Annotated in this window: 22 protein-coding genes; 12 read left to right on the forward strand and 10 right to left on the reverse strand. The window is 68.2% G+C overall.

Annotation, left to right across the window (positions count from 1 at the left end; translation table 11 throughout):
- Positions 1 to 181: 181 nt before the first annotated feature.
- Together ACZ3HL_RS09060 and ACZ3HL_RS09065 are read left to right on the forward strand one after the other, a co-directional pair.
- Positions 182 to 733, forward strand: coding sequence for a DUF4190 domain-containing protein (locus tag ACZ3HL_RS09060; protein WP_465411224.1), 552 nt, complete (start codon positions 182 to 184; stop codon positions 731 to 733).
- A gap of 77 nt (positions 734 to 810) precedes the next feature.
- Positions 811 to 1,938, forward strand: coding sequence for an acyl-CoA dehydrogenase family protein (locus ACZ3HL_RS09065; protein ID WP_465529826.1), 1,128 nt, complete (start codon positions 811 to 813; stop codon positions 1,936 to 1,938).
- Positions 1,939 to 2,047: 109 nt separating this feature from the next.
- Here the strand turns inward: ACZ3HL_RS09065 and ACZ3HL_RS09070 are convergent, their stop codons facing one another.
- On the reverse strand, positions 2,048 to 2,494 hold the full coding sequence (locus ACZ3HL_RS09070; protein ID WP_465529828.1) for a heavy metal-responsive transcriptional regulator: 447 nt from the start codon (positions 2,492 to 2,494) through the stop codon (positions 2,048 to 2,050).
- 129 nt (positions 2,495 to 2,623) lie between these two features.
- Here ACZ3HL_RS09070 and ACZ3HL_RS09075 point away from each other — a divergent pair, with 129 nt between their 5' ends.
- Both ACZ3HL_RS09075 and ACZ3HL_RS09080 read left to right on the forward strand, forming a co-directional pair.
- A complete protein-coding gene (locus ACZ3HL_RS09075) occupies positions 2,624 to 3,421 on the forward strand; it encodes a TIGR03084 family metal-binding protein (RefSeq protein WP_465411064.1) in 798 nt (265 codons plus the stop codon).
- Between the two features lie 97 nt (positions 3,422 to 3,518).
- Positions 3,519 to 4,160 carry a histidine phosphatase family protein gene (locus ACZ3HL_RS09080; RefSeq protein ID WP_465411065.1) on the forward strand — a complete coding sequence of 214 codons (642 nt, stop codon included), beginning with the start codon at positions 3,519 to 3,521 and terminating at the stop codon, positions 4,158 to 4,160.
- On the opposite strand, the gene ACZ3HL_RS09085 is transcribed toward ACZ3HL_RS09080, so the two are convergent.
- From ACZ3HL_RS09085 to ACZ3HL_RS09100, 4 genes are all read right to left on the reverse strand, one after another.
- On the reverse strand, positions 4,157 to 5,362 hold the full coding sequence (locus ACZ3HL_RS09085) for a cytochrome P450 (protein WP_465529830.1): 1,206 nt from the start codon (positions 5,360 to 5,362) through the stop codon (positions 4,157 to 4,159). The two genes, ACZ3HL_RS09080 and ACZ3HL_RS09085, sit on opposite strands and share 4 nt — an antisense overlap.
- 35 nt (positions 5,363 to 5,397) lie before the next feature.
- Positions 5,398 to 6,102 (reverse strand): TetR/AcrR family transcriptional regulator, encoded by a 705-nt coding sequence (locus ACZ3HL_RS09090; protein ID WP_465529832.1) that lies wholly within the window; start codon positions 6,100 to 6,102, stop codon positions 5,398 to 5,400.
- Between the two features lie 108 nt (positions 6,103 to 6,210).
- On the reverse strand, positions 6,211 to 7,158 hold the full coding sequence (locus tag ACZ3HL_RS09095) for a CE1 family esterase (RefSeq protein WP_465411068.1): 948 nt from the start codon (positions 7,156 to 7,158) through the stop codon (positions 6,211 to 6,213).
- A gap of 116 nt (positions 7,159 to 7,274) precedes the next feature.
- Complete coding sequence (locus tag ACZ3HL_RS09100; protein WP_465529834.1) at positions 7,275 to 8,510, reverse strand: glycoside hydrolase family 3 N-terminal domain-containing protein; 1,236 nt, start codon at positions 8,508 to 8,510, stop codon at positions 7,275 to 7,277.
- 257 nt (positions 8,511 to 8,767) lie between these two features.
- Here ACZ3HL_RS09100 and ACZ3HL_RS09105 point away from each other — a divergent pair, with 257 nt between their 5' ends.
- From ACZ3HL_RS09105 to ACZ3HL_RS09115, 3 genes are read left to right on the forward strand one after another with little or no spacing between them, the layout of a single operon-like run.
- On the forward strand, positions 8,768 to 9,118 hold the full coding sequence (locus ACZ3HL_RS09105) for an ArsR/SmtB family transcription factor (RefSeq protein WP_465411070.1): 351 nt from the start codon (positions 8,768 to 8,770) through the stop codon (positions 9,116 to 9,118).
- 29 nt (positions 9,119 to 9,147) lie between these two features.
- On the forward strand, positions 9,148 to 9,633 hold the full coding sequence (locus ACZ3HL_RS09110; RefSeq protein ID WP_465411071.1) for an SRPBCC family protein: 486 nt from the start codon (positions 9,148 to 9,150) through the stop codon (positions 9,631 to 9,633).
- Positions 9,634 to 9,638: 5 nt separating this feature from the next.
- A complete protein-coding gene (locus ACZ3HL_RS09115) occupies positions 9,639 to 10,214 on the forward strand; it encodes a TIGR03086 family metal-binding protein (RefSeq protein ID WP_465530028.1) in 576 nt (191 codons plus the stop codon).
- Between the two features lie 6 nt (positions 10,215 to 10,220).
- On the opposite strand, the gene ACZ3HL_RS09120 is transcribed toward ACZ3HL_RS09115, so the two are convergent.
- A complete protein-coding gene (locus ACZ3HL_RS09120) occupies positions 10,221 to 10,634 on the reverse strand; it encodes a MerR family transcriptional regulator (RefSeq protein ID WP_465411072.1) in 414 nt (137 codons plus the stop codon).
- A 67-nt stretch (positions 10,635 to 10,701) separates the two neighbouring features.
- Here ACZ3HL_RS09120 and ACZ3HL_RS09125 point away from each other — a divergent pair, with 67 nt between their 5' ends.
- Both ACZ3HL_RS09125 and ACZ3HL_RS09130 read left to right on the forward strand, forming a co-directional pair.
- A complete protein-coding gene (locus ACZ3HL_RS09125) occupies positions 10,702 to 11,796 on the forward strand; it encodes an alkene reductase (protein ID WP_465529836.1) in 1,095 nt (364 codons plus the stop codon).
- 28 nt (positions 11,797 to 11,824) lie between these two features.
- A complete protein-coding gene (locus tag ACZ3HL_RS09130; RefSeq protein ID WP_465411074.1) occupies positions 11,825 to 13,150 on the forward strand; it encodes an amidase in 1,326 nt (441 codons plus the stop codon).
- Positions 13,151 to 13,234: 84 nt separating this feature from the next.
- On the opposite strand, the gene ACZ3HL_RS09135 is transcribed toward ACZ3HL_RS09130, so the two are convergent.
- From ACZ3HL_RS09135 to ACZ3HL_RS09150, 4 genes are all read right to left on the reverse strand, one after another.
- Positions 13,235 to 14,356, reverse strand: coding sequence for a cell division protein DivIVA (locus ACZ3HL_RS09135; protein WP_465529838.1), 1,122 nt, complete (start codon positions 14,354 to 14,356; stop codon positions 13,235 to 13,237).
- Positions 14,357 to 14,474: 118 nt separating this feature from the next.
- On the reverse strand, positions 14,475 to 16,466 hold the full coding sequence (locus ACZ3HL_RS09140) for an SDR family oxidoreductase (protein ID WP_465411076.1): 1,992 nt from the start codon (positions 16,464 to 16,466) through the stop codon (positions 14,475 to 14,477).
- Between the two features lie 99 nt (positions 16,467 to 16,565).
- Positions 16,566 to 17,255, reverse strand: a complete 690-nt coding sequence (locus tag ACZ3HL_RS09145) for a class F sortase (RefSeq protein ID WP_465411077.1) — start codon at positions 17,253 to 17,255, stop codon at positions 16,566 to 16,568.
- 11 nt (positions 17,256 to 17,266) lie between these two features.
- Positions 17,267 to 18,736, reverse strand: coding sequence for a SpaA isopeptide-forming pilin-related protein (locus ACZ3HL_RS09150; RefSeq protein ID WP_465529840.1), 1,470 nt, complete (start codon positions 18,734 to 18,736; stop codon positions 17,267 to 17,269).
- Between the two features lie 314 nt (positions 18,737 to 19,050).
- Here ACZ3HL_RS09150 and ACZ3HL_RS09155 point away from each other — a divergent pair, with 314 nt between their 5' ends.
- The 3 genes from ACZ3HL_RS09155 (at position 19,051) to ACZ3HL_RS09165 (ending at position 21,900) form a co-directional block, all read left to right on the forward strand.
- Positions 19,051 to 19,887, forward strand: a complete 837-nt coding sequence (locus ACZ3HL_RS09155) for a Bax inhibitor-1/YccA family protein (protein ID WP_465529842.1) — start codon at positions 19,051 to 19,053, stop codon at positions 19,885 to 19,887.
- A 72-nt stretch (positions 19,888 to 19,959) separates the two neighbouring features.
- The gene (locus ACZ3HL_RS09160) at positions 19,960 to 20,493 is read left to right on the forward strand and encodes an LppU/SCO3897 family protein (protein ID WP_465529844.1); all 534 of its coding nucleotides are present in this window, start codon (positions 19,960 to 19,962) and stop codon (positions 20,491 to 20,493) included.
- A gap of 138 nt (positions 20,494 to 20,631) precedes the next feature.
- Positions 20,632 to 21,900, forward strand: coding sequence for a YeeE/YedE family protein (locus tag ACZ3HL_RS09165; RefSeq protein WP_465529846.1), 1,269 nt, complete (start codon positions 20,632 to 20,634; stop codon positions 21,898 to 21,900).
- Positions 21,901 to 22,090: the final 190 nt, after the last annotated feature.

A 22,090-nucleotide genomic window follows, 5' to 3' on the forward strand; every position in this document is an offset into this window, starting at 1 on the left:
GAACCGATCCTTCGCGGCGCGCGAATTACGACTTTCGTCGTAACGGGTTCACGCGCCGAGGACGACGCGGCCGCCTCGCGATCACTGGTTGTATGCCGCCTCGTTCATCCCGTTGGAAAGGAAATCCCCCGTGACCCAGCAAACCCCCTACACGCCGGCCCCGCAAGCCCCCGCCAGCCCGATGCCGCCCCGCAACGGCATCGGCGTCACGGGCTTCGTCCTCGGCCTGGTGGGGCTGGTCTTCTCCCCGATCCCGTTCGTCGGCGTCATCGCTTGGCCGCTGGTGATCCTCGGCCTGATCTTCTCGATCATCGGGCTGATCCGCGTCAAGAACGGGAAGGCCTCCAACAAGGGGCTCTCCATCACCGGTATCGCCCTGTCCGCGCTCGGGCTCGTGGTGTGCGTGGTGTGGATCTTCGTGTTCAACGCGGCGGTCAACGAGGTCAACAACGAAATCAACCGCACTGCGAAGGTTTCCTACGAAGTCACCGGTGACGCCACGAACGTCGAGGTCATCTACGGCGAGGTCCTGAACCCTGCCACCGAGACCGTTCCGGCGCTGCCGTGGAACAAGGAAGTCGAGAACAAGGGCGTCTACAAGGGCGGGACGCTCACCGTGACCACTGGCGAGACCGGTGGATCCGTCACCTGCAAGATCACCGTCGACGGCGCGGTCGTTTCGACCAAGACCGCTTCGGGCGAATTCGCCATGGCCGCCTGCACCGGAGTGTGACGGCCGGACCGTGAAAGGCCTCCTTCGCCATTCTCGGGGTGGCGAGGAGGCCTTCGCGATTCCGGCATGATGCGGTCATGACCGAGCCCGTCCATCCGTTCGACCCGCCCGCCCATGAACGTCACTGGATCGAAACAGTCACCGAACTGGCAAGGGACTTCTCCGCGAGTGCCGCCGAATTCGACGACACGGCCGAGCTGCCCATCGCCAACCTTCGCGCATTGCACGCGACCGGACTCGACAGGGCGACGTTGCCCGCGGAGCTCGGCGGCGAGGACCTGAGCTATCGGAGCTACGGCGAGATCGTCCGTATTCTCAGTGCCGCTTGTTCCTCCACCGCGTGCGTCTGGGTGATGCACATCGGTGCCGCGGTCGGGCTGGCGCAGTTGTCCGCTCCCGGCGTGGGCCGCTTTTACGCCGAAGAACTCATCGGTGGGAAGCGGTTCGCCAACGCGCTTTCGGAACCGAGCAGCGGAAACATGTTCCTGATGCCGCAGCAGATCGCCGAGCCCGCCGACGGCGGATACCGGCTCACCGGCGCCAAACGGTTCGTTTCCGGCTGCGAGGCCGCCGACCACTTCCTGGTCAACGCGCTCGTCGGCGGCGTGCCCACCTTCTTCGGCGTCTCGCCGGACGACACGATGACCTTCGTGCCCATCTGGGACACGATGGGCCTGCGCGCCAGCCGAAGCCAGCTCGTCTCCTTCGAAGGGACCCTCCTGCGGGAGGACCGCAGGTGTCCGCCTTCTGCCGAGCCGCGCCCGAACCACATCGCGGCAGGCCTCGCGTTCCTGTCGCTGGGGATCGCCGACGCGGCGGAGGAGGCTCTGGTCTCGCACGCCCGAAGCCGCGTCATCCCCGCGACCGGGCAGCCGCTCGCCGAAATGCAATGGCTCCACTTCGAAGCCGCGGACGTCCACGCCAGGCTCGAAGCCGCACGCATGTACTGCCGGAACATGGCATGGCTGGCGGATCGGAATTCGCCGGAATTCATGCCCGCGACCATGACGGCGAAGGTGCTCGCGAACGACATCGCCCGCGAGGTCGCCCAGCTGGCGCTGAAGGCGGGCGGTGGTTCGGGCTTCCTTCGCACGTCGCCGATCCAGCGGTTGTTCCGGGACGCGCAGGCCGGCGGCCTGATGGCCTACTCGGCCGAAGTCTGCAAAGACCGGATCGGGAAAACCGTGCTCCTGGCGCGGGACTGACCTCGGATGGCCGGCCGGGTGACGTCAAGCCCGGCCGGTCCCGCCGAAGCGGGTCAGCAGCAGCCGCTGCCGCAGCAGTCGCAATCGCACCAGTCGTCGTTCCGCATGATCATCCACCTCCTCCCTCGGGGTCGCAGCCGGGCGGGCACCAGGCACCGGGAACCGGATCGGCGCAGGCCTCGCCGGACATCCCGGACAGCATGGAAGTGAGTTCGGCGCGCAGCTCGCCGAGCCGCGCCATCTCCGCTTCGATTTCGGCGAGATGGCGTTCCAGCATGGTTTCGGCAGGTTCGCATGGGCACACGCCGGTGTCGCGCACGCTCAGCAGGTCACCGATCTCGGTCAGCGTCAGCCCGAGCCGCTGGGTGCCGCGGATGAACCGCAGCCTCTCGATGACGCCTTCGTCGTAGCGCCGGTGGGCACCGGTCGTCCGCGCGGGCGTGGGCAGGAGGCCGATGCGCTCGTAGTAACGCACGGTGTCCGGCCGCACTCCGGCGCGTGAGGTCACCTCGGACATGGTCAACGCCGTCAGCGCCTTCGCCGCTTCGGTTCGCATGAGACGAGGGTAGAACCTGGACCCGGCTCCAGAATCAAGTCCGAAATCCGAGGGGGCTCACGAAGAGAAGACGACGGCCGGTCGCGTCCGCATCATTCGAGAGGGTGGAAACGGCGAGAGGACGGCACGGTGACTGACTTCCGGAACGTGATCAGGGATCTCACCACGGAGGGTGAACAGGTCGACGCCCTGGTGGCCGGCCTCGACGACGCGGGATGGGATCTTCCGACGCCCGCGACGGGCTGGTCGGTCAAACACCAGATCGCGCATCTCGCGTTCATCTTCAAGATCGCCGGATTGTCCGCGGCCGAGCCGAGGGCCTTCGCCGAACTCGCGAAGTCTTCGATGGCGCGCGGGTTCGACGCCGCCGTCAACGCGGCCCTCGACGACTACCTCGGTGACCCCAACGAGGTCCTGCTGAGCCGCTGGCGCGCCGAACGCGACGCCGGTATCAAGGCGCTCGCCGCGGTCCCGGCGGACCAGGTCGTCCCGTGGCTGGTCAACCCGCTGCCGCCGGCCATCCTCGCCTGCGCCGGGATGATGGAACTGTTCGCGCACGGCCAGGACGTCGCGGACGCGCTGGGTGTGCGGCCGGAGCGGACGGACCGGCTCGCGTACCTCGTCGGCTTCGCCGTCCGGGTGCGGGACTTCGGCTACGAGGCGCGCGGCCTGACCCCGCCGGAGCAGGAGTTCCGGTTCGAGATCACCTCGCCGTCCGGGCAGTCCTGGACGTTCGGCCCGGAGGACTCGCCCGAGCGGATCACCGGGAGCGCCGAGGACTTCTGCCTCCTGGTCACGCGGCGCCGTCACCGCGACGATCTCGACGTCCGCGCCGAGGGCGCGCTGGCGGACCAGTGGCTGGACATCGCGCAGGCGTACCGCGGTCCGGCGGGCGAAGGTCGCTCGCCGGGGCAGTTCGGCCGTTGAGAGTCCCGTCATTTCCGCGGTGATGGGGCATCCTGGAAGTCGCGATCAACTCGCACTCGGTGCGATCGTCGACGCACGCGGGGTCTAGGAGGCGATCGTGACACGAGTGTGGCTGATCAGGCATGGGGAAAGCGAGTCCAACGCGGGACTTCCCGGCGGGGAGCCGGGGACTTCGGCGCTGACCGAACTCGGCAGACGGCAAGCCCTCGAAATCGCGGAATCGCTGGCCGAACCGCCTCGGTTGATCGTGACGTCGCCGTTCCTGCGGGCGCGGCAGACCGCCGAGCCGACGATCGAGCGGTTCCCCGGCGCGGAGCGTGAGGAGTGGCCTGTCCAGGAGTTCACCTTCCTCGGCGAACTCCATGGACAGGTCACCACCACCGCGACCCGTAAGCCGTACACGGAGGCCTACTGGTCCCGTGCCGATCCGCACCACGCGGTGAACGGTGCGGAATCCTTCGCGGCGCTCTTCACCCGGACCCAGGAATTCCTGGCGCGGCTGGGAGAACGCGAACCCGGGCCGATCGCGGTCTTCACGCACGGGCTCTTCATCCGCGCGGTCATGTGGTCATTGCTGACCGGGATCACCACGCCGGACAGCGAGGCCATGCGCGGATTCCGCACGTTCGCCGACACCTACCTCGTGCCGAACGGCAACGTCACCGAACTGCGGTACACACCCGGGAAGCGAGCTCCGCGAGTGGTTGTCCCGCTCGCCTCCCGGTACGCGGACCGCTAGGGCTTCAGCAGCAGCTGGAGCTTGTCCACCCCGGTCATGTGCGGGCTCGGGATGAACGATGGCGGAGCTGCCGGATCGGTGCGCAGATCCGGGAAGCGTTCCAGCAGGACGTTGAGCGCCGTCTTGCCTTCCAGCCTGGCGAGCGGTGCGCCGATGCAGAAATGGATCCCGCGTCCGAAGGCCAGGTGAGGGTTGTGCGCCCTCGCCGGGTCGAAGGTGCCGGGGTCCGCGAAGGCACGCGGATCCCGGTTCGCCGCCGCGACCCAGATACCGAGCATGCTGTCCGGCGGGATCGTCCGGCCGCCCAGTTCGACCTCGGTCGTCGTGGCGCGGGCGACGAGTGCGAACGGGCTGAGGAAACGCAGCGATTCCTCGATGGCGGCGGGCAGCAGTGCCCGGTCCTCGCGGACGCGCCGGTACTCGTCCGGGTGCGAATCCAGGCACAGCACCGTGTTCCCGAGCAGCATCGTGGTGGTGATGTGCCCGGCGAGCAGCAGCACGTTCGCGAAGTTGACGACCTCGTTCTGCGTGAGTTTCGCGCCGTCGACCTCGGCTTCGACGAGTTTGGTCAGCAGGTCCTCGCGCGGGTTCTTCCGCCGGTCGTCGACATGCTCGGCGAGGTAGTTCACCAGGTTCTTCACCTGTGCGGCCGTTTCCGCGGCGGCTTTCTTGTCCTCCTCGGTCTGCTTGATCAGCGACCGCTGCTGGCTGTTCCGCAGCAACGTGTCGACCCATTCCTTGAACACGTCGCGATCGCTCGCCGGGATGCCGAGCAGTTCGGCGATGACGATCACCGGCAGCGGGTAGGCCAGATGGGTCACCAGTTCCATCGAGTCCGCGCCGTCGACGGCGTCGAGGAGTTCGTTCGTCAGCGAGGCGATCCGCGGCTCGAGATCCGCGACGACCTTCGGGGTGAAGGCGTGGCTCACCAGCGTGCGCAGTTTCTTGTGGTCCGGCGGGTCCATCTGGAGCAGGTTGCCCTCGACGAACAGGTCTTTGTCCGGTGAGAGCTCCTCAGGGATCAGCCGGGCGGTGTCGGAGGAGAACACCTTGGGGTCGCTCAGGGTCTTCAGTGCCTCGGCGTGGCCGTAGACGTTCCACATGCCCGTCTCGGAGTCGAAACGGACCGGGTCGGCCGGGAATTCGCCCCTGAGCCAGAACTGTCCTTCGTGGACGTTCCAGTTTTCGGCGATAGTGGTCATGGCTTGCCCCCTTCTTCAGTGGTGGAGAGCCCGGATCAAGCGGGCTCCTCGGGGCCGTCCTTCCGGTAGATCCAGGCCCGATAGGACGCGATCAGATCCTGGAACGCCTGGATCACTTCGGCCGCGGTGGCGGCCACGTTCGCCGGGGACGGCGGCTCCGGCGGCTCGAACGCCGTCCGGATGACGTGCGCGAGAGCATCGGCCTTTTCTTCGGGTCCGAGGTCGGCGCCGTCGGTGGTGAAGCTGTCCATCAGGTAGAACCCCGCCGCCGAGGCGCGGAGGGAAAAGAGCAGGTTCGGGATGTCGTCACGCAGCAGGCCCCGGTCCGTCATCGTCTTCAGGTACCGCTCGGTCACGGCCGCGTCCTGATCCTGCAAAGGATGTTTCTTCAACCGGCCCAGCAGTTCGGTGTTGCCGGTGATGAGCGCTCCGAGCAACGGGTTCTGCTGGGTATGGAGGAAAGCCGCCCGCTGGAACCGATGCGGGACGACTTCCGCCGGATCTTCGTCCAGCCGGGCAAGGAGATTCTCGGCGGCCCGGAGGGACTCACGCAGGAGCAACGCGTGGAAGAGGGTTTCCTTGGTGGGCCAGTGCAGGTAGATCGTGCCTTTCCCGATGCCGGCCTGACTCGCGATGTCCTCGATGGTCACCTTGCGATAGCCCAGCCGCGTCAGCAGGACGCCGGCCGCGTCGAGGATGCGATCGGCGCGGCCGGCGGTGCGGTCCGGACGTTCTGCCACGTGCGCTCCCAGATCTCTGACTTTGTGACCAGATTTGCTTATCTGGTCATCCGGTCAGTTCGACGGTAGCGCCGGGCGTACCTGTCCGGCAAGGAAATCGACGAGTTCTTAACGCAGACGGTGGGCGAGCAGGAACTTCCAGATGACCGGAGTCGCGTCGATGACGGTCGGGGTGGCGGAGTCGTTGTTCGGTGCGGTGCTCGGCCAGACGTGCCCGGCGCCTTCGATCCGGTAGTGCTGCAGCGAGCAACCGAGCCAGCGCTGAACGGTGACGTCGGTTTGCGGCGAATACCGGATCGGGTGCGGGAAGCAGCCGTTCCGGTCCGCCCACGCGGCGAGCCAGTCCGGCAGCGCGGGGAGGCCCTTGGCGGGATTCCCGGTGTAGGGGATCGTCGCGTCGGCCGTGCCGTGGAAATCGAGAATCGGAGCGGGACGCGACGGGTGGCATTCGCCGCCTTGCGGGTAGAACGCGCCGGCGACGGGGGCGAACGCCGCGATCCGGCCCGGCATCCGGCAAGCGAGGACGCCGACGAACCCGCCACCGTTCGACTTGCCCGTCGCGTAGATCCGGCGGGAGTCGACGCACAGTTCACGCTGGAGCGTGTTCAGCAGATCGCTGGTGAAGAGCACATCGTCGGCGGCCGCCGAATACGGCGCGCCGGTCCATGCCGATTTGCCGTCCGTGCCCGGAAGTCCTTGTGGATAGACGGAAATCGCGTCATAGGCGGAAAAACCGGATAACTCCTCCTGATATTTCGACGTGCGTTTGTGGCCGTGGAACGACAACACCAGCGGGTACGCCCGCGACGGCCGGTACCGAGCCGGAACGTGCACCGTGTACTCGCGGACCAGGCCGCCGGACGTCAGCGTCCGCAGTGTCGTCGTCCCCGCGGGAACCGGGGACGGACGCTGGCAGCCGGTCGTCCGCACCGGATGATCGATCGCCGACGGCCCGGCCGGCACCGCCGACGCCGCAGGGGCGGCGAACAGGCTCAGCCCGGCAGCGGCGGTGGCCGTCAGCGCGAGACGACGTAGGTACTTCGTGGGACCAGGCACGCGATCCTCCTTGATCGAGCGACGGGGCGGTGATCAGGGTCACTCCTGCCGCGGGCCTGGTCAGCATTGTGTTCATTGAGTTTTCGGACCGCTTTTCACGTCACCTTGGCGGCCGGTCAGCCGCAGGCGCGTTTCGCCGCGAGTACCCGCGTCAAGGCCTCGTCGACCCGGGCGGCCGGGAGGTCGCCGGAAGCGAGCGCTTGCTCCAGCGTGGTCAGCACCGTCCCGACGTTGCCGCCGGAGGACCACAACGCTTGATCCGCTCCCGCTTGCAGGGCCTTGAGCACGGCCGTCTGGAGCGGGTACTGCGCCGTGATCGCCTTCATCGCCCCGAGATCGTCCGTGATCACCGGGCCGTCGAAGGCGTAGTCCTCCCGCAGCAGCCGGTACGCCGGTGCCGACAGGGTCGACGGGGTGCCACCGGTCAGATCGGGCACGTCCAGGTGCCCGACCATGACGCCGATCTCTCCGTACTCGCCGATGTCGCGGTACGGCACCAGGTCGACCTTGCGCAGCGAGGCCAGCGGCGGCGTTCGCACCAATCCCTTGTGGGAGTCCCCGTTGGCGTGCCCGTGCCCGGGGAAGTGCTTCAACACCGGTTGCACTCCGGCGTCCCGCAGGCCTTGCGCGAACGCCAGGACGTACTTACGCGCGACCTCCGGGTTCGCACCGAACGATCGGTCGCCGACGATGTCGCGATCCGGCTGGTCGGTGATGTCGGCGTCGGGCGCGTAGTCGACGGTGACGCCGCGGGCTCGCATCTGTCGTCCTCGCTCGGCCGCCTTCGCCCGCACCTGCGCCGGCGTCAGCGTCGAGGCCATCTTCCGGGCGCTCGGCATTTCGCCGTCGAGGGCGTCGATCCGCTGAACGCGGCCGCCTTCTTCGTCGATCGCGACCGACACCGGGACCTTCGCGGCGCGCTGCACCTCGTCCAGTGCGTGGTTCCGCAGCAGGGCCGTCTCGTTGCCGCCGAGGAAGATTCCGCCGACCTGCTGGTCGCGCACCAGTTTCACCGCCGCCTGCGGGTCACCGGCGTTCACGCCGACCACCACCAGCTGGGCCAGCCGCTGCCGGGGGCTCATCCCGGCGATGACGGATTCGCAGCCTGGAGTGGGCGCCTGCTCCGCCCTCGGTGACGGCGCGGGTGTGCTGGTGCTGGGCCGGCTTGAGGCGGCGCTGCTCTGAGGTGGAGGTACGGATCCCGCCGGTTGCGCGGATCCGGCCCCGTCGTTCGCCGTGCCGCACTGCACGCTGGTGGCCAGGACAGCGGCGGCTCCCAGGATGACGGCCGCCCATCGCTTCGTCGTCTTCGGTCGCCCGGAGTTCATCGGCTCGTTTCGTTCGTCGTCCATGCCGGTGTCGACGGTAACCCCAGTTGCCCTTTCGTACGCGTTCGCGTGCCCCTTTGGCGCGTGACCGCGGTGGGCCGGACCTCCGGCCAAGCCTCCTTCCGGATCGCGTTCTCTCTGGTCAAGCGGTGTTCGCGCTTGACAACTCGATCTGCTCCGCCGTAGATTACCACATGGTTATGGAACCGCAAGGTTATCGATCGTGAGAACTCGAACTCGTGAGAAACGGCTCGAACCCTGGAACGGAAAGGCGGGCGACCGTGGCACAGGATCTGCTCGATGTCACCTTCGCGGCGCTCGCCGATCCCACCCGCCGCGCGATCCTCGCGCGGCTCGCGCGCGGCGAGGCCACGGTGACGGAGCTGGCCGAACCCTTCGCGATGAGCCAGCCCGCCATCTCCAAGCACCTGAAGGTGCTGGAGCGGGCAGGGCTGGTGGCAAGGGGGCGTGATGCCCAGCGTCGCCCCTGCCGGCTGGTGGCCCAGCCCCTGAAGAACGCGAACGAATGGCTCGGCGGCTACCGCCGCTACTGGGACGAGGCCTTCACTGAGCTGGACCTCGTCCTGGACGAAGAGATGAAGCACCCCGAGCGCCGGGACGAGACCGATTGACCACCGCACGAGCGGAAAGGAACAACACGATGGGACGCACTCTCAGCGTGACGAAATCCGGCGATCTGGAGATCGTCATGACAAGGTCCTTCGACGCGCCGAGGGCGCTGGTGTTCGACGCGTGGACCAAACCGGAGCTGGTGCGCCGCTGGTTCGGCCCGCGCGACTGGGAGGTCGTCGAATGCGAGATCGACCTGCGGGTCGGCGGAATGTGGCACTACCGGCTGCGTCACGGCGACGGGAAGGAGATGCTGTTGCAAGGCGTCTACCAGGAGATCGACCGTCCGGAAAGGCTCGTCTCCCTCGAAACGAACGAGGACTGTGAGGCGTCGGAAGGCCAGGCCTTGGCGACTCTGACCTTGGTCGAACTCGAAGGAGTCACCGCTCTGACCCAGGTGGTGCGGTACGGCTCGAAGCGGATCCGGGACGCCGTGCTCGAATCCGGGATGGAGCGGGGTGTCGGCGAGGGCTTCGGCAAGCTGGCCGAGTTCCTGGCCGCTCCGGTGGGGGCGTGAGCAGGATGACCGCCATCGCGGACCGGTATCGCGTCCGGGCCGACGCCTTCGAGAGCAAGGTCGCCGCCGTCCGAGCCGGGCAGTGGGAGAGCGGATCTCCGTGTGCGGAGTGGAACGCCAGGGACGTCGTCGGGCACATCGTCGACATGCACGGCGCGATGCTGCGCCCCTTCGGGCGTGACCTCGGGCCGGCGCCCTCGCTCGTGGAAGACCCGCTGGGCGCCTTCCGTGCCGCGCGGGCCGATGTCGAAGCCATCCTCGCCGATCCCGTGCTAGCGGCCACGGAACACGAGACACCGATGGGGAAGATGACCGCGGAACAGCACATCGACGAGGTCGTCAGTGCCGACATGGTGATCCACGGCTGGGATCTGGCCAGGGCCACTGGGCAGGACGACACGATCGATCCGGAGGAGGTCGCCCGGATGTGGCCGGCGGCGCAGGCGATCCCCGATCAGATGAGGATTCCCGGAGCGTTCGGGCCCGGCATCGTCGTCTTCGGACCAGAAGTGAAAGTGCCCGAAGACGCACCTTTGCAGGACAGGCTGCTCGGACTGATGGGCCGAGACCCGAACGCCTGACACGGGTCAGACATGGATCCCGCGGTGTCGCCGGACAGGCCGGGGAGGAACCGGTACTTCGGCGGTATCGGTTCCCTTGGCCGCGGCCAGGACACGTTCCAGAACCGACAGAGAGGTGGTGAGCAAAGAGATCTGGTTCTGGATCCGAGTCTTGGCGATCTCCAGTTCGCCGGTCATCTCCGGCGAGGGCACCAAATGCGTGTGGTCCCCGGAAACACAGGGAAGGAGTTCCGCGATTTTGCCGCTGCACAACCCGGCCGAATAGAAGAGCTGGATCTGCAGGACCCTGGCGATGTCGTCTTCGGAGAAGGTCCGGTAGCCGTTGCCGCATCGAGCGGGACTCAGCAGGCCTTCCGTTTCGTAGTACCGCAACGAGCGGACGCTCACACCGGTTCGCTTCGCCAGTTCGCCGATCCGCATGACTCCACAGTAGCCGCGTGAACCGAGGTTGACCGTGACGTCGGTGTCAGGGTTTAGCTTCGCGTTCATGAGGTTGCTCGAAGCATTCCGCGGTACCGCGATCCAGCTGCCGAACCGGATGGCGATGGCCCCGATGACCAGGGGACGCGCGGACGATGTCACCGGCGTGCCGCATCCGCGGACGGCCGAGTACTACGCGCAACGCGCGAGTGCCGGTTTGATCGTGAGTGAAGGCGTCTGGGTGAACCGGACAGGCAAGAGCGGCCCGGGCATTCCGGGGCTCGCGACCGAGGAACAGGCCGAGGCATGGCGTGCGGTGACGGCGGCAGTGCACGAGGAAGGCGGCCGCATCTTCGCGCAGCTCTGGCACGCCGGCCGGGTCTCGCACCCCGGTGTGACGGGCCGGACGCCGGTGGCGCCGTCGGCGGTCCGGCAGGCCGGGCGGATCTTCTCGGCCGAAGGCTGGACGGACACCGTCGAACCTCGTGCGCTCGGTGAGGGGGAGATCGGCGAGGTGGTCCAGGACTTCGCCGCGGCGGCCCGGCGGGCCATCGAGGCGGGATTCGACGGTGTGGAGCTCCACGGTGCCAACGGCTATCTCATCCAGGAATTCCTCGCTGGCAACACCAACCGCCGAGAGGACCGGTACGGCGGTTCGGCCGCCGCCCGGCTTCGTTTCCCGCTCGAGGTGGTGACGGCCGTGGTCCGGCAGATCGGCGCGGCCAGGGTCGCCCTGCGGATCTCGCCCGGAAACCCGGAGAACGACATCTCGGAAGACGATTGGAAGGAGGTGTACGCACTACTGGTCGCGGAACTACGCCGGTACGAGCTCGCATACCTGCACGTCATCGACACTCCCGACGTCGAGGCGCTGTCGCACCTGCGGCCCTTGTGGCCGGGAACGCTCGTCGCGAATCTGCGGTCCGAGGAGCCGACCACCCAGGACGAGGGCGAGTCCTTGATCGAATCCGGGCTGGCCGACGTGGTCGCTTTCGGCAGGTTGTTCATCGCGAACCCGGATCTGCCCGCCCGTTTCGCTCTCCGTGCCCCACTGGCTCAGGCGGATCGTGACGTGTACTACGGCGCCAGGCTCGACGGCTATACCGACTTTCCGGCGCTCGAACCGGACTCGGCGAAGTTCGCCTGTTCGGCGCGCAGCTGATCTTCGCCGCCCGCTCTACAGTGCTGGGATGGTCAAGACGGCAGTGGAAATCGCGGCGGCTGTGCGTGCCAAGGAACTCGATCCGGTGCAGGTAACGCGTGAGGCGCTGGCCCGGATCGCGGCGGCGGACGGGGTGGTCGGCGCGTTCCGCCGGGTGAGGACCGAGGAGGCGCTCGCCGAGGCGGCCGCTGTCGCCGAACGCGCGGACCTGGCAGACCTGCCCTTGGCCGGGGTGCCGGTCGCGGTCAAGGACGTCGCGCCGGTCGAGGGTGAGTACGCCTCGTGGGGGTCGCGTGCGGGTTCGTCGACGTTGTCCACAGAGGACGGTGAGATAGCTCGGCGGCTACGCGCGGCCGGAGCGGTGATCGTCGGCTTGACCCGGGTGCCGGAGTTGTGCATCTGGCCGTCGAGTGACGATCCGGACGGGATGGCGCGCAATCCGCGCAATCCGTCCTATGCCGCCGGCGGTTCGTCGGGCGGGAGCGCCGCGGCCGTCGCGGCCGGGCTTGTGCCCATCGCGCACGGCACGGACGGGCTGGGGTCGATCCGGCTGCCGTCCGCGATGTGCGGGATCGTCGGTCTCAAACCGGGTAAGGGCGTGGTCCGGGTACCGGGGGAGAACGGCTGGTTCGGCCTGTCCACGCACGGTCCGATGACGACCACCGTGGCCGACGCGGCCGTGCTGATGTCGGTCCTCGCCGAAGAGCCCGCGCTGGCGGACCTAGCCGTCCCGAAGCCGTCTCGTATCGCCCTGTCGACTCAGGTCCCGTTGACGAGGGCGCCGCTGCCGCGCGCGTTCAGCCAGGCCGTCACGCGAGCCGGAGAGCTGTTCCGCGCGGCCGGGCACACCGTCGCGCCCGGCACGCCCCGGTACAGCGCGGGAGCGATCGGTGGTCTCCTGGCGCGCTGGGTCGCGGGCCCGGCCGAACAGGCGGCCGAGTTCGATCTCGCCGCGCTCCAGCCCCGGACACGTACCCACGTCCGGCTCGGGCGGCTGATGGCCGAACGCGTCCGGGAGAGCACCCGCGAGCGCTGGCTGGAGCGTGCCGAAGAGTTCTTCGCCGACCACGACGTTCTGGTCACACCCATGATCGCGACGCTCCCCCTGAAGGCCCGGACTTGGCATGACAGCCGGTGGGCCGCCAACGTGCTGCCGTCCGTGCGTGTGGCGGGTTTCGCGGGCCTGTGGAATCTCGCGGGCTATCCGGCGATGTCCGTTCCGGTCGGGGTGCATCGTTCGGGTATTCCGGCCTGCGTCCAGCTCGTCGCCGCGCCCGGCGGGGAAGCCCTCCTCCTGGGGCTGGCCGCCCAACTCGAAGCGGCCAATCCCTGGCCGCGCACGACTGCCTCCTGACACCTCCCGGAAGAGAGCAAGGGACCTTTGCTATCACTCTCCAAAAGAGAGTGATAGCAAAGGTCCCTTGCTACTTCGTGCTGGTCAGGAGCCGGTTTTGGCCGGTGAAGGCTTCTGCCCGTTCGCCTTCGGGCCGTTCTGCTCGCCCTGTCCGGTCTTCGGCGCAGCGGCGGCAGGCGCCGGAGAAGCGGGCTTGGCGGGAGAAGGTTTGGCGGCGGCCGGAGCGGCGGCCTTCGAGGCGGGCGGCTCGGCGGGCTTACCCGCCGGCTTCTTCTCGTCGGCCTTGCTGTCGCCACCGACGAGCTTCGAAGCGTGCGGAATCACCGATTCCTCGGGCAGCGCCGCGAGCATCGCCTCGCTGCCCTTCAGGACCTCGTCGGCCTGCATCAGGCTCTTGCGGGCCTGCTCACGGATCTCCGCCAGCCGCTCGACCTTACGCTGGGCGGCGGTCGTGCGCTGGGCGGCCGTCGTCGTGGCCTCGTCGAGCCGGCGCTTGGCCTCGGCCGTGGCCTCGTCGATGCGGCGCTTCGCCTCCGCGGTGGCCTCGGCGATCCGGCGCTCGGCCTGGTTCTTGCTGGCCGTCTGCTGGTCGGCGATGTGCTTCTCGTGCGACGCGCGCTGAGCCGCGATCGTCTGCTCGAACTCGCGCTCGATCTTCCGGCGCTTGCGCTCGGCCTCGTTGTCCAGCAGTTCCCGGCGCTGGGCGGCCTCGACGGTCAGCCGCTGGACCTCGGCCCGCGTCTCGGCGAGCGCGGACTCGTGCTCCGAGTGCAGCGCGTCCGCCTGCTTGTCCAGCTCGGCGACGAGCCGCGTGTAGCGCTCACGGAGCTTCTTCGAAGCCTCACTCGACGACGCCCAGTGCTTCTCGGCGGCGACCTCGGCACGCTTCGTGATCTCTTCCGCACGCGCCTGCGCGAGCGTGACGGTGCGCTGCATCCGCTCGTCGAGGTCTTCGAGCCGCTCCGGCGGTTTCTTCAGTTCCTCGATCCTGGCGTTCAGCTTCGCCACCTCGTGGCGGACGGTTTCGAGTTCGCGCGTGGCCGACGTCGCCTGCGCGATCGCGGCGTCGCGGTCGGTGATCACGCGATGCAGCTGGGCTTCGAGATGATCCAGATACTGGCGCACTTCGTTCCGGTCGAAGCCGTGCCAGGCCTGGGTGTACTCGCGCCGCAGGGGCAACAGGCCGTTGTCTCGCTCGGGAACCATGGCCACGACGGTACCTGCGTACCCGGTGTCGCCGTTGTCAGGCTTCGTGATTCACCGACGTGTGTCGGCTCTCAGCTGCGTTCCCTCACCTGAACGGCCGCCACCCGTGTGCGCAGTGTCACCAATGGAAGCCGCGGCTGAGCCGGGCGAGCGCCATCGCCGCCCGGGACAGATGCTGCTCGCCCTTCCCGATCTTGAGCCCGCCTTCGCCGCCCGCGGCCGCGGAATCCGGGAACACCCGGAATCCTTGGTAGGCCACGGCATCCGTGAGTCCCGGCGTGAGCGTGTACGCGAGCCCGATCGCCTGCCCGGCGGGCGTGCCGATGTGTTTCGGGCGCTCCCTCAGCGCCTTCAGCACCATATCCGCGGCCTGATCCGGGGATTTGGTCGGAAACGCGTCGTAGATCTTCGTCGGCCGGATCATCGGCGTGCGCACGAGTGGCATGTGGATGGTCGTGAAGGTGATTCCGTCGCCGTGGGTCTCGGTCGCGGCGATCCGGGAGAAATAGTCCAAAGCGGCCTTCGATGCCGCGTACGCCGAAAAGCGCGGCGCGATTCCCTGAACGCCGATCGACGAGACGTTGACGATATGCCCGAACTTCCGCTCGGACATATGCGGCAGCACCGCGAGGATCAGCCGCACCGCGCCGAAGTAGTTGATCGCCATCGCGCGTTCGTAGTCGTGGAACCGGTCGTACGACAGTTTGATCGACCGCCGGATCGACCGGCCGGCGTTGTTCACGAGCATGTCGATCCGGCCGTGCTCGGCGAGCATCGCGTCGACGGCCTTGTGCACCGATTCCTCGTCGGTCAGGTCTGCCGGGTACACCGACGCGGTGCCGCCCGCGGCGATGATCTCGTCCCGTACCTCTTCGAGCTCGTGCTGCCGCCGCGCCACGAGCAGCGGCACCCCGCCCGCGGCCGCGACCTTGATCGCGGTCGCGCGGCCGATACCCGAGGACGCGCCGGTGATGATCACGCGGCGGCCGTCCAGCTCGCCGCGAGGACCGTGCTTGCGGGCGCGGAACGGGTCCAGGTGTTCCCGCCAGTAGCGCCACAGGGTGGGCGCGTAGTCCTCGATCCGGGGCACCTCGACGCCCGAACCGATGAGTGCCTTGCGCGTCGACGCCGACGAGAACACCGACGGGAACGCCATGGTCTCCAGCAGCACCGGCGGAATCCCGAGCCGCTCCAGCACGGCGTCACGCGCGATCGTGAAACCGGGGATGTGCTCGCTCAGTTTCACCAGGTTGACGATGCCCTTGGACAGGCGGTCGTTGAGCTGCACGGAGATCGTCGGCGCGCCCGCCGCCTTCGCGAAGGCGTTGTAGACCGAAACGACCGGCTGCGGTTCCGGGTTGACCAGATGGAACGCGCGCCCGTCGAGCCCCTTCGTGGTGATCAGGGCGTTCAGCGACTCGGCGACGTAGTCGACCGGGACGACGTTGGTGTCGCCGAGGTCCGGGCCGACGATCGGCACGTCGGGCAGCCCGGCGAGCCTGCTGATCGCGGGGAACAGGTAGTAAGGGCCGTCGATCTTGTCCATTTCGCCGGTCTCGGAGTCCCCGACGACGACCGCGGGCCGGTACACCCGCCACGGCACGTCCTGCTGCTCGCGCACGAGGCGCTCCGCCTCGAACTTCGTGCGGTGGTACGGCGTGACGAGCCGCTGGCCGACGTCGAACATCTCCTCGGTGAACATGCCCTCGTGGTCACCGGCGACGGCGACCGAGGACACGTGGTGCAGGCAGCCCGCGTTCAGATCGGCGGCGAGCGCGATCACCTGCGCGGTGCCTTCGACGTTGGCCTTGATGCTGGCCTCGTCGTCGGCAGTGAGGTCGTACAGGGCGGCGAGGTGCACGACGTGATCGACGCCGCGAAGCAGCTCTCGGTCCTCCTGCGCGACGCCGAGCAGCGGCTCGCCGAGGTCGCCGGTGACGAGGGTGACGCGTTCCGGATGCGGCCAGGCGTTCACGAGTTTCGCGAGTTTGTCCCGCGAGGACGCCCGGACGACGAGCGCGACCTTGTCGACGTCGTCCCTGGTGAGCAGCAGCCGGGTGAATTGGCGCCCGATCAGTCCGGTCGCCCCGGTCACCAGAAAAGTCGCCATTCGCCTCACCCTTCACCGTGCTCGCCCGCGTCCCCCGGCATTCTGCTGCATCAGCACGGCGAGGACCACCACGGCACCGGTGAAGTTACTCACGGGTAACTAGACGGGGTCGGCGATGACGACCCGGTTCTCGGCGTATCCGGTCTCCCCGCCGACCCATCGGCCGCCGCAGGTGACCAGGACTATCCGATGGGGGCCGGACTGGCCGAACAGCTCGTCCGCGCGCTGTGGCAGTTCGTTCTTCTTCAGCGTGATCAGCTGGGAGACCTTGTACTGCCAGGACTTGCCCGCCTTGTCGACCACGGTGACGGTGCCGCCGATCCGCTCGGTCCACAGCTCCGCGAACGGACCCGTCGCGCCCTTCCAGTTCACGTGGCCCGCGAACACGCTCGCGCCGGTGGCCGCGCTCAGCTCGGCGCCCCACCAGGTCACCTCGCCGAGGTTCTCGGGCACCGGGAGCTCCGCACCCGGCCCGAGTTCCTTGCGCACGAGTTTCGCCGCGCCGCCCGCGGGCAGCCGGATCGTCCCCGGGCCCTGCGGTTGCGGTGCTTCGGGCGCCTTCGACGACGACGGAGGTGGGGCGGCCGTCGGAGTCGTGGGGACGATGTCCGGCGGAGGCGGGGCCTCCTGCTGCGCGGGAGCGGCAGGCGCGCCGCCCGCGACCGTGACGGAGACGGCCTGGGCCGTCCCCGTCACCACTGTCGTCGGCGGCCAGATGAGCAGGGCCGCGACGAGGTCCGCGCACAGGACCGTGACGGCTCCCAGCGCGAACCCGCGTCGTACTGACATTCCAGAACCTCTTAGCGTCGCGAAGACCGCCGCGCGGCCACGCCCACCATCAGCGAACCGAGGAGCGCGAGCGCGCCGACACCGAGGATGCCGGCGGTCGACGCCGAGTTCTCGACGGTGCCCTGCATCATCGCCACCGGCCGGTCGCCGGCGGGAATGGTGCGCGGTACCTCGTTGGGCGTGTTGGCGACCTTGAGCGCCAGCGTCTCACCCGGCTTGACCTCTCCGCAGGCGGACGGCGGATTCTTCGGATCGAAGGCGTTGGTATAGCCCGGCGGCGCGCTGACCTCGACCACGCAGATCTCCTGCGGGGTCCGCAGGTTCTCCACGGTGACGGTGCCGTTCTCGCCTTCGGTGGTGACGACGGCGGGTTTGCCGTCGGCGCCGTTGAGGGGTTTGCCGTCGTGCCCGACCGCGGCCGTCGTCTTGTCCTTCGCGGTGATCCGCAGCACGGCGCCCGCGACGCCCTTGTCGGTCTTCGCGTCGACCTTCGTCACCTGGACCTTGCCCGGTTTGGAAACGACCGCGACACCCTGGGCCTTCAGTTCCTTCTCGCCGCCTGTCGAGACGACGTTCTGCACCCCGGTCTTGACCGGGAACTGCACATACGGCCGGTCCGCCGGGGCGGACAGCGAGCTGGACAGCTTCGGCTGGTCACCGGTCGGCGTCACCTTGACCGTGACGGTGCCGTCCTCGCCGGTCTTCACCGTGGTGGCTTTCTGGGCCTTCGCGTTCGAGGTCGACGCGGGTTTGGTGCTCTCGCCGCTGTCGACGGTCGCGTTCGACGGCGTGAGCGCCACGGGTACGCCGGAGACGCCCTTGCCCTTGGCGTTCTTGACGCTGATCGTCCACTCGCCGGCGGTGCCGATGTGCTGGTCTTCCTTCGGAGGCGTGATCGCGGTGGTCCACGGGCCGCGGTTGGCTTCGGCGTCCTTGGTCAGCTTTTCGACGGCCGCGGCGCCTTCGGGGAACTGCGTCTTCAGCTTGTCGAGGTGACCTTGGATGTCGTAGCCGATCGCATCCGGGCCGAGCTCTGGGTCGAGGTCCGCTTCGGAGCGTGGCTTCGAAGTCCACGAGTGCAGCAGGTGCGCGAGCGCCGCCGCTTCGGCACTGTCCTGGGTGCCGCCGTAGCGCAGCAGCAGGTAGGAGATGTTGGCAGCGGTGTCTTCGGGGAGCTTCGCGCCCCACTTGTCGCGGAGTTCGTCGCCGGGCTCGTACTTCTCTTCCGTGCCCGGCGCCTTCTTCTGGAAGCTGACACAGAACACGTGTTTGCCGTTGACGATGTAGGAACCGAGCCAGTCCTTCTTCGGTTTCACGTCCTTGTAGGGCTGGCCGGGCGTGACCCCGAAGCCGATGCCCTCGTTATCGGCGGCCGAGGCCGGTGTCACCGCGACGGTGGCGGACAAGGCGCCGAGCAGGCACGTCGCGATCAGGCTGGTCAAGGCGCGCGAACGCACGCTCGGGCGTGTGATCCACCCCATGGTGTGTTGACTCCTTTGGCCGTGCTCTGCCCCGGCGCATTTACGTCGGCGCAGGTCACACGATCGATAGGTTCCCCGACACGCCTTCGGTGATTATCCGAACACGCAACGTGGAGGGTGGCGTGTGATCAGCGCTTTTGGCAATACGGCATCAGGTGGGGTATCGGTGAACGGTCGGTGATCTGCGCCGCATACGGTGTGGGGGATGGGCGTCGCGCCGTTTGTGAGTAAAGTCGTCTTTACTTCGACGGGAACCGGGCGGCCCCCGCGGTCGTTGAACCCGATGCAGGTGCCAGTAGATCCAGGAGGATCAGGTGCGATCCAGTAGCAACCCGGCGTTCCGGAACCTGCCGCGTGGCGCGGCGCAGTACGGACCCAACGTAGGCTTCAACCAACCCCAGGGCGGCGTGCCCGGCTACGGCCCTCCGCAGACCTCCGCCGGCGCCGGCGACCGTCCGATGACCGTCGACGACGTCGTCATCAAGACGGCCCTGAGCCTTGGCACCGCGCTGGTGACCGGTGTGCTCACCGCGATCTGGGCGATCAGCCAGCTGCCCGTGGACGCCGCGGGCCGGATCACCGGTATCAGCGGCGGCGTGATCGGCGCCCTCGTCGGCGGCATGATCGTCGGCCTCGTGATCTCGCTCGTGATCATCTTCAAGCAGAAGCCGAGCGGTCCGCTCACGCTGGCGTACTCGGCTGCCGAGGGTGTCTTTCTCGGTGCGATCAGCGGTCTTTTCGAGGCGTTGTACCCCGGTATCGCGCTGCAGGCGATCATCGGCACGGCGGGTGTCTTCGTCGCGATGCTGGTCGTCTACAAGACCGGCGCGGTCAAGGTCACCCCGAAGCTGACCAAGTGGATCATCGGTGCCGTCGTCGGTGTCGCGATCCTGATGCTGGTCAACCTCGTCACCAGCTTCTTCGGCTTCAACCCGCTGCGTGACGGCGGGCCGATCGCGATCATCTTCAGCCTCGTGGTGATCGGTGTCGCGGCGTTCAGCTTCCTGCTCGACTTCGACCAGGCCGACCGGATGATCCGCGAAGGCATGCCGTCGAAGTGGGCGTGGTTCGCCGCCTTCGGTCTCATGACCACCCTGGTCTGGCTGTACCTCGAGATCCTGCGGCTGCTGTCGTACTTCCAAAACGACTGACGCCGATTCTCCGGGAAGGGCGCTCCGAGCGATCGGGGCGCCCTTTTTCGTCGCCGCGAATACGCTGACCCCATGACCGAGCACAGTGGCGAACCCGCCAGGCCGAAGCGTTCCAAGTGGTTCTGGGTCGGCCTCCTGGTACCGGTCGCGATCGTGGTGCTGAGCGCTTCCTCGTGGATCGTCGGCTACCTCTCGAACACCGACGACGTCCGGGTGGGGGACTGCTACGCGGTCACCACTTTCGGCGACGTCGGCGAGGATCCGGTCAAGGCGGACTGCGGCTCGGCGGAGGCCAACGCGAAGGCCGGTGCGAAGACCGACGCGGGCGGGGCTTGCCCCGTGGGCGAGTACGACCAGCTCACCGTCGACAAGACGTTCGCCTCGTACAAGCTCTGCATGATGATCAACGCCAAGCAGGGCGACTGTCTCGAGAACTTCCTGGCCGACAGCGTGGCCTATCAGAAGGTGCCCTGTTCGGATCCGGCGCGGGACGCGGAGGTCGTGAAGGTGGTCGACAGCGTCGCGACCTGTGACGACACGGACGCGACCCACCTCAAGAGCTACTCGACGCCGCCTTCGACGGTTTGCGTGAAGAGCACCAGGTAGCAAGGGACCTTTGCTACCACCGCCATCCGGCCGTGCGCGCGCCGCCGTTCGTCGCACAGTGTGGGACGGGCTGCGACCGCGCGGTCACCGGTCTTAACGTTGCTCGTCCCCCACCCCGCCGATCGACCTGGAGTCCTGGTGGCGACGACCGAAACCCGAGCCGGCGAGACGAAACTCCTCGACTTCCCGACCTCCTGCGCCGCCCCGGTGCCGCAACCGGAGGAGCCGGTCAAGGTCGCGCCCCTGGCGGTCGCGGGTGCCCTCGCGGTCGGGCTGACCTGGTACGTCTGGGCCGCGCACGGGGCGAAGTTCGGTGTCCTGCTCATCCTCGGCCTGCTGCTCGGCCTCGCGCTCTTCCACTCCCGTTTCGGGTTCACTTCGGCCTGGCGTCAGCTGATCGCGGTCGGGAACGGCCAAGGCCTGCGGGCGCACACGCTGCTGCTCGGCACGGCGGCGACGTTGATCGCGCTGATCGTGGGCACCGGCTCCGGGCTGTTCGGCAGCACGCCGAATCCGACCGCGGGAGGGCTGGGGCTCGCGCTGTTCGTCGGCGCGACGATCTTCGCGATCGGCATGCAACTGGGTGGCGCGTGCGCTTCGGGAACGCTGTTCGCGGTCGGCTCCGGGCAGTCGACGATCGTGCTGACCCTCGGCGGTTTCATCACCGGGTCGGTCCTCTACACGTGGGCGTATCCGCTGCTGTCGGGCTGGCCCGAGTTCAAGGGCGTCCTGCTCGCCGACCATGTCGGCTGGTTCGGTTCGTGGGTGATCACCGTCGCCGTTCTCGCCGCGATCGTGCTGGGGACCCGGTTCGTGCAGAAGCGCCGCAACCCGCCACCCGTCGACGTCGTGCCGACCGCGCGCGGTTTCGCCCGGATCTACCGCGGCTCCTGGCCGATCCTCGTCGGCGCCGTCGTGCTCGGGGTGCTGGCGGGCGCGGTCTTCCTGGTCTCCGGCGGGATCTGGGGTGTCACGAGCGCGTTCAGCCTGTGGGGCGCCAAGATCCTGCAGGTGTTCGGCCTGCACCCGGAGACTTGGGAGTTCTGGCGCATCAAGGCGAACGCGGCGTCGCTGGCCGGGCCGATCTGGAAGGACAAGAACAGCCTCACCGACATCGGCATCATGATCGGCGCTGGGGTCGCGGCCGCGGCGGCGGGCGCGTGGAAGATCCACAGTTCGATCCCGTGGCGGACCGCCGTCGCCGCGGTGCTCGGCGGGATCCTGATGGGCGTCGGCGCGCGGATGGCGGGCGGCTGCAACATCGGCGCCTACCTCGGCGGCATCTCGGTCGGCAGCCTGCACGGCTGGCTGTGGGGCGTCTTCGCGCTCGGCGGCACCTGGATCGGGCTCAAGCTGCGCCCGCTGTTCGGGCTGGGTAACCCGGCGCCGACGGACAGCGTCTGCTGACGCTCCGTACGCGGTTCTGCCCATTAGGCCCGCATACGAGGAAAAAGCTGGCAGGTAAAACCTGTGTTCGGCTACCCTCGGCTACGTACTGAGCTTGCGCATTAATGCACAAGCTCGATTGGGGAAGGCTCGGCGCGAGGCCGGGCGTCGATTCCGAAGTCGCGACCACGGGGGTTGTCGCGTCCGGGGG

This window comes from Amycolatopsis sp. NPDC000009 (assembly GCF_055563465.1).